Origin of the sequence: Dyella sp. (assembly GCF_036384435.1) — a bacterium.
Classification (GTDB): domain Bacteria; phylum Pseudomonadota; class Gammaproteobacteria; order Xanthomonadales; family Rhodanobacteraceae; genus GSA-30.
Genome location: NZ_DASVMI010000165.1, coordinates 1 through 5686, shown reverse-complemented (window position 1 = coordinate 5686; position 5686 = coordinate 1). Strand labels below are relative to the sequence as shown.

General features: G+C 64.0%; 6 protein-coding genes. All 6 read right to left on the bottom strand.

The features are described 5' to 3' along the window. Positions 1–119: 119 nt before the first annotated feature. Positions 120–1469, bottom strand: a complete 1350-nt coding sequence (rseP, locus tag VF436_RS17040; RefSeq protein ID WP_330905233.1) for an RIP metalloprotease RseP — start codon at positions 1467–1469, stop codon at positions 120–122. Between the two features lie 34 nt (positions 1470–1503). Beyond that, a complete protein-coding gene (locus VF436_RS17035) occupies positions 1504–2679 on the bottom strand; it encodes a 1-deoxy-D-xylulose-5-phosphate reductoisomerase (protein WP_330905232.1) in 1176 nt (391 codons plus the stop codon). Between the two features lie 11 nt (positions 2680–2690). After that, positions 2691–3506: a phosphatidate cytidylyltransferase gene (locus VF436_RS17030; protein WP_330905231.1), complete on the bottom strand. Its 816-nt coding sequence runs from the start codon at positions 3504–3506 to the stop codon at positions 2691–2693. Between the two features lie 10 nt (positions 3507–3516). Beyond that, positions 3517–4254, bottom strand: coding sequence for a polyprenyl diphosphate synthase (uppS, locus tag VF436_RS17025; RefSeq protein WP_330905230.1), 738 nt, complete (start codon positions 4252–4254; stop codon positions 3517–3519). 164 nt (positions 4255–4418) lie between these two features. Continuing rightward, positions 4419–4976 carry a ribosome recycling factor gene (frr, locus tag VF436_RS17020; RefSeq protein WP_330905229.1) on the bottom strand — a complete coding sequence of 186 codons (558 nt, stop codon included), beginning with the start codon at positions 4974–4976 and terminating at the stop codon, positions 4419–4421. 216 nt (positions 4977–5192) lie between these two features. Then, positions 5193–5686, bottom strand: a 494-nt coding sequence (locus tag VF436_RS17015; RefSeq protein ID WP_330905228.1) for a uridine monophosphate kinase, incomplete at its 5' end; no start/stop codon positions are given.

Sequence of the window (5686 nt, the reverse complement as noted above, 5' to 3'; positions counted from 1 at the left end):
ACGAAAGACACGGAAGAAGACATCTCAACGCATGTCGTCGCCCCTCAGACGACGTCCTGCCCCAGCGCGCGATTCGTGTGCCCCAGGTGCTCCCCCCGGTACGGCACGAACCGCTTGCGTCACGAAGGCAGGATGATGCGGTGGATGTCGTTGTAGAACGCCAGTCCCATCATGGTGAGGATCAATGCGAGGCCGACGTATTGTCCGGCTATCACGACTCGCTCGCTGACAGGGCTGCCTTTGACCAACTCAATAAGGTAATACAGCAGGTGGCCCCCGTCCAAGACGGGGATAGGCAGCAGGTTGAGAATGGCCAGGCTCAGCGACACCAGGCCGAGGAATTCCAGGAATCGGGTCAGCCCCAGGCTGGCGGACGCATTGGCTACCTGCGCGATGCCCACCACGCCGGAAAGATTCTTGGTGGAGGCCTGGCCGGAGATGAGCTTGCCGATCATGTTCAGTGTGGTGGCCGCGCGGTCCCAGGTGGACTTGAGCGACTCGCTGAAGGCTCGCACCGGACCGAAATGCTGCATGACCGGCTCACGGGCCTTGCCTTCCACGCCAATGATCCAGTTCTTCGGCATGCCCTGCTGGGAGGCGAAAACGGCGGTGACTGTCAATGGCACGGTCTTGCCCGCACGGTCGACCACGACAGCCAGCGCCGGCGATTGCGCCGCCGTGGCGTGCACCATCTCGGTGAAGTTCGACCACTTGGCGACTGGCTTTCCGTTGACGCTGAGGATGCGATCACCGGCCTGCATGCCGCCTGCGGCCGCAGGCAAGCCCGGCGTGACCTTGCCCACGATCGGCGGCAGTTCGGCTGGTTCAATACCGAGCTTGTCCATGTACTGGCCGATGTCCTGGCCGGCCGGCAGCTTGTCCAGAGGCAATGTCAGGTTGCGCTGGGTGCCATCGGGGTCGCGCACGGTCAGCGGCAGCGGCTCGCGGCCGAGCAGGCCGTTGGCGATGGCTTCCATGGTGTCACTGAAGGTTTCCATCGGCTTGCCGTCCACGGCAAGCACGCGGTCACCGTCGCGGATGCCGGCCTGGGCAGCCATGGTCTGCGGAGCGGCGGTGATCAGCGGGGCGATATCCGGCTTGCCCAGCATGAACATCACCCAGAAGGCGGCTACGGTAAAAATGAGATTGAACGCCGGCCCTGCCGCGACGATGGCGATGCGTTTCCAGATAGGCTTGCCAGTGAATTCCTGGTCTTTGAGGGCCGGGTCTACTTCGCCTTCGCGGGCGTCGAGCATCTTGACGTAGCCGCCCAGCGGGATGGCCGAAATCCAGTATTCGGTGCCGTCTTTGCCGGTGCGCTTCCACAGCGGGCTGCCAAAGCCCACGGAAAAGCGCAGCACCTTGACCCCACAACGGCGAGCGACCCAGTAATGGCCGAACTCGTGGAAAGTCACCAGCACGCCAAGCGTGACCAGTAGCCAGAATATCGAGCCAAAGAAAGGATTCATCTAAGAAACGTGTCCGCGAGAGGGCCCTAGCTTATCAGCAAGCGTTGCAGAGCACCCGTCGGGCCACATCCCTGGCCATACGGTCGCGCTCTACCAGCGTAGGGACATCGACCACGGCGGCGGGCGGCAGTTCCGTAAGAACGCTTTCGACGACGTCGGCGATGGAAAGAAAGGAGAGGGCGCCGGCCAGGAAGGCTTCAACGGCCACTTCGTTGGCCGCGTTCAGCAGGGCTGGCGCGTCACCGCCGGCACGCAGCGCCTGATAGGCCAGGGCCAAGCAACGGAATGTGGCCAGGTCGGGAGCTTCGAAGGTGAGCGTGCCGCTGGCGGCCAGATCGAGCATCGATACCCCGGCCTCGATGCGCTCGGGCCATGCCAGGGCGTGAGCGATGGCCGTGCGCATGTCGGGGTTGCCGAGCTGGGCGAGCGTGGAGCCATCGACGTATTCTACCAGTGAGTGCACCAGGCTCTGCGGATGGACCAGCACGTCGATACGATCGACTGGAGCGGCGAACAGGTAATGTGCCTCGATGACTTCCAGCCCCTTGTTCATCAAGGTAGCCGAATCGACCGAGATCTTGCGCCCCATGACCCATTTGGGGTGCTTGCAGGCCTGGTCGGGTGTGACGCCGGCCAGATCGGCACGGCTTCGGCCGCGGAAGGGGCCGCCCGATGCGGTCAGGATCAGGCGCCGCACGCCGCTGAGATCGAGATCGGGCCTGCCCCCTGGCAGGCACTGGAAGATGGCGTTGTGTTCGGAATCCACCGGGATCAGCTCGCCGCCGCCCTCGGCCAGGGCTTGCAGCAGCAACTGGCCGGCCATGACGATCGATTCCTTGTTCGCCAGCAGCAGCCGCTTGCCTGAGCGCGCGGCCGCGAGCGAGGAATCGAGCCCGGCGGCCCCGACAATGGCGGCCACGACCGTGTCGCAAAGCGAACCGGCGGCTGCCTCGGCCAGGGCGTTATGCCCGCTGGCCACGGCACAATGTACCCCTGCGGCGCGCAGGCGCTGCGCCAGTTGCGCCTCCAGGGCGCTATCGGCGATGACCGCCAGTTCCGGGCGGTGCGTGACGCACAGCGCGACCAGCGCGTCGACATTGCGCTGGGCCGTGAGTACGGTGGCGCGAAAGCGATCCGGATGACGGGCGATGACGTCGAGGGTGCTGCCGCCAATCGAGCCGGTGGCGCCCAGGATGGCGACCTTATGCACGCAGGCGTTCCTCACAGGCCGAGCAGCAGCTTGCCCGCGGCGAACACGGGCAAGGCGGCGAACACGCTATCCAGGCGATCGAGCAGGCCACCATGGCCGGGGAAGAGGGCGCCCGAGTCTTTCACGGACGCGTGGCGCTTCATGAGGCTTTCCAGCAGATCGCCGACGATGGAGGCGATGACGGTGAACACCGCCAGCACCAGCAGTCCGGCAAGCTTGGCGCCATGGACACCCAGCAGCCATCCGCCGATGCCTGCCACGAGCGCGCCTGCCACGAAAGCACCGTAGACGCCCGCCCAGGTCTTGCCGGGGCTGATGGTGGGTGCCAGCTTGCGCTTACCCAGGAAACGGCCGCTGAAATAAGCGCCGATATCGGCCGCCCATACGATGGCCAGGGCCAGGAACGTCCACAGGTGGCCGTGCGGATCGTCACGCCGGATCACCAGGCCCGCGACCCAGGCTGGAAAGATGACGAACGCGCCAGCGGTCAGCTTGATCAGGCGATTTTCTCGCGTGGGCGAGGCACCGAAGGCGAAATGCCGCAGCCATTGGCAGGCCACGATCCACCATGCAACGCCGACGACGACCATGACGGGCCACAGGCCGCTGTCGCGCAGCCACCACAGCACGCCGAACAGCACGGCCGATGCCCCAAGCAGGGCGATGCGTGACGCCATGCCCGAGACGCCGCAGAGGCTGGTCCACTCCCAGATGGCTGCAAGGAAGGCCACGGCAACCAGGGGCGCGAAGATATCCATCGGCGGCCACAAGATAAGCAGCAGGGCGATTGGAAACAGCAGCAGTGCAGTGATGATTCGCTGGAGCATGGGGTCCTCGTCAGCGCTCGGCGACCTGTTCGCCGGTCAGGCCGAAACGGCGTTCGCGGCGAGTGTAGTCATGAATGGCCGCCTGGAGGCTGGCCTGATCGAAGTCCGGCCACAAGGTCTCGGTGAAGTAGAGCTCGGCATAAGCGAGCTGCCAGAGCAGGAAATTACTCACGCGGGATTCGCCGCCCGTGCGGATGAACAGATCCAGCGGTGGTAGCTCGGATAGGCAGATCCAGTGCCCAAACAGTTTTTCGTCGATGTCGTCCGGACGAATTTCACCGCGCGCCACTGCCTCACCGGCTTTGCGGGCCGCCTGCACGATATCCCAGCGACCGCCGTAGTTCACCGCGACGTTGAGGTGTAGCCGAGTATTGCCTGCGGTGCGGGACATGGCACCAGTCATGCGTTGCCGCAACGCCGGCTCGAAGGCGGAAAGGTCGCCGACGAAGCGTACGCGCACCTGTTGCTCATGCAGTTCGTCCATTTCCTTGTCGAGTGCGCGGACGAACAACTCCATCAACGCGCCGACTTCGTCCTCGGGACGCTGCCAGTTCTCGCTGGAAAACGCGAACAGCGTCAGTGCCTGTACGCCTTGCCGGATGCAGCCTTCGATCGCTTCGCGCACGGCCTTGCGTCCGGCGTTGTGGCCGAAGGTACGAGGGCGGTGGCGTGCTTTGGCCCAACGTCCGTTGCCATCCATCACGATGGCGATATGGCGCGGAACCGGGCGGGGCTTGGGATCGGTCATGAGTGGGTGCGTAGGCGAAACCGCGCTGCCTTCTGCTCAGTGAGTGAGGCCGCCAGGAGCGGGTGAACAACGGATGTGCCTGTACGCTTTTTGCGATGCACGTCCTGATGTGTCGATTATGCAGGAAGGGCTGCCTGGTCCCCGACCGGGCAGCCCGATGGCCGTTAGACGGCCATCAGCTCCTGTTCCTTGTGCTTGACGACTTCGTCTACTTCCTTGACGAAACGATCGGTCAGCTTCTGGATTTCGTCCTCGGCGCGACGCTCGTCGTCCTCGGTGATTTCATTCTTCTTCTGCAGGTCCTTGACCTGTTGCAGTGCATCACGCCGCACGTTGCGAATGGCGATCTTTGCTTCTTCGCCTTCATGCGAGACGTGCTTGGCCAGTTCCTTGCGGCGCTCCTCGGTGAGCGGCGGCAGGTTGAGGCGGATCACGGTGCCGGCGGTGGTCGGGGTAATACCGACATCGGAAGCCATGATGGCCTTCTCGATCGGAGCCACATGGCTCTTGTCGAACGGTGTAATGATGATCGAACGGGCATCGCCCAGGCTGACGGAAGCCACCTGATTCAGCGGCATGTCCGAGCCATAGGCGGAGATCTTGATATTGTCGACCAGCGAGGTACTCGCGCGGCCGGTGCGCAGACGCGTCAAGCTGTGCTTGAGCGAGTCGATGCTCTTGCCCATGCGGGTCTGGGCATCGTTCTTGATGTCGTTGAGCATGGGGTTCACCCTTTAAACGTGCAAGCGGACGAGTATAGCAGGGTCGCCCGGCGCGAAAGGGCAGGTCTGGAGTTCAGGGGCGGGGAGCCAGTAGTGAGGGCGTAGAACCCGCCAACCTGAGGTGGCGTGCCACCTTGCGACAGCACCAGCCACGCGTTGAAGCACCTCATGCATTCGGACTTGCGCCCTTTCTGCTCATCCCTCGCCCCGGGCGAGTCAGTCGACCAGCGTACCCACCGCTTCACCCTGCATGATGCGCATCAGGTTACCCGGCACGGTCATGTCGTAAATGCGCATCGGCATCTTGTGGTCGCGACACAGGGCGATGGCGGCGGTGTCCATCACGGCGAGCTTGCGTTCGATCACCTGGTCGTAGTTGAGATGCTCATAACGCGTGGCATCGGCGTGGCGCGCGGGGTCGGCGGTGTAGACGCCATCGACCTTCGTGGCTTTCAGCAGCAAGTCTGCGCCTACTTCCACCGCGCGCAGCGCTGCGGCGGAATCGGTGGTGAAGAAGGGATTGCCGGTGCCGGCGGCAAACAGCGCGATACGTCCCTTTTCGATATGCCGTACCGCGCGGCGGCGAATGAAGTCTTCGGCGACGTCGTGGATCGGGATCGCACTCATCACGCGGGCGAAACCGCCGCGCTTCTCGATGGCATCCTGCATCGCCAGGGCATTCATCACCGTGGCCAGCATGCCCATGTGGT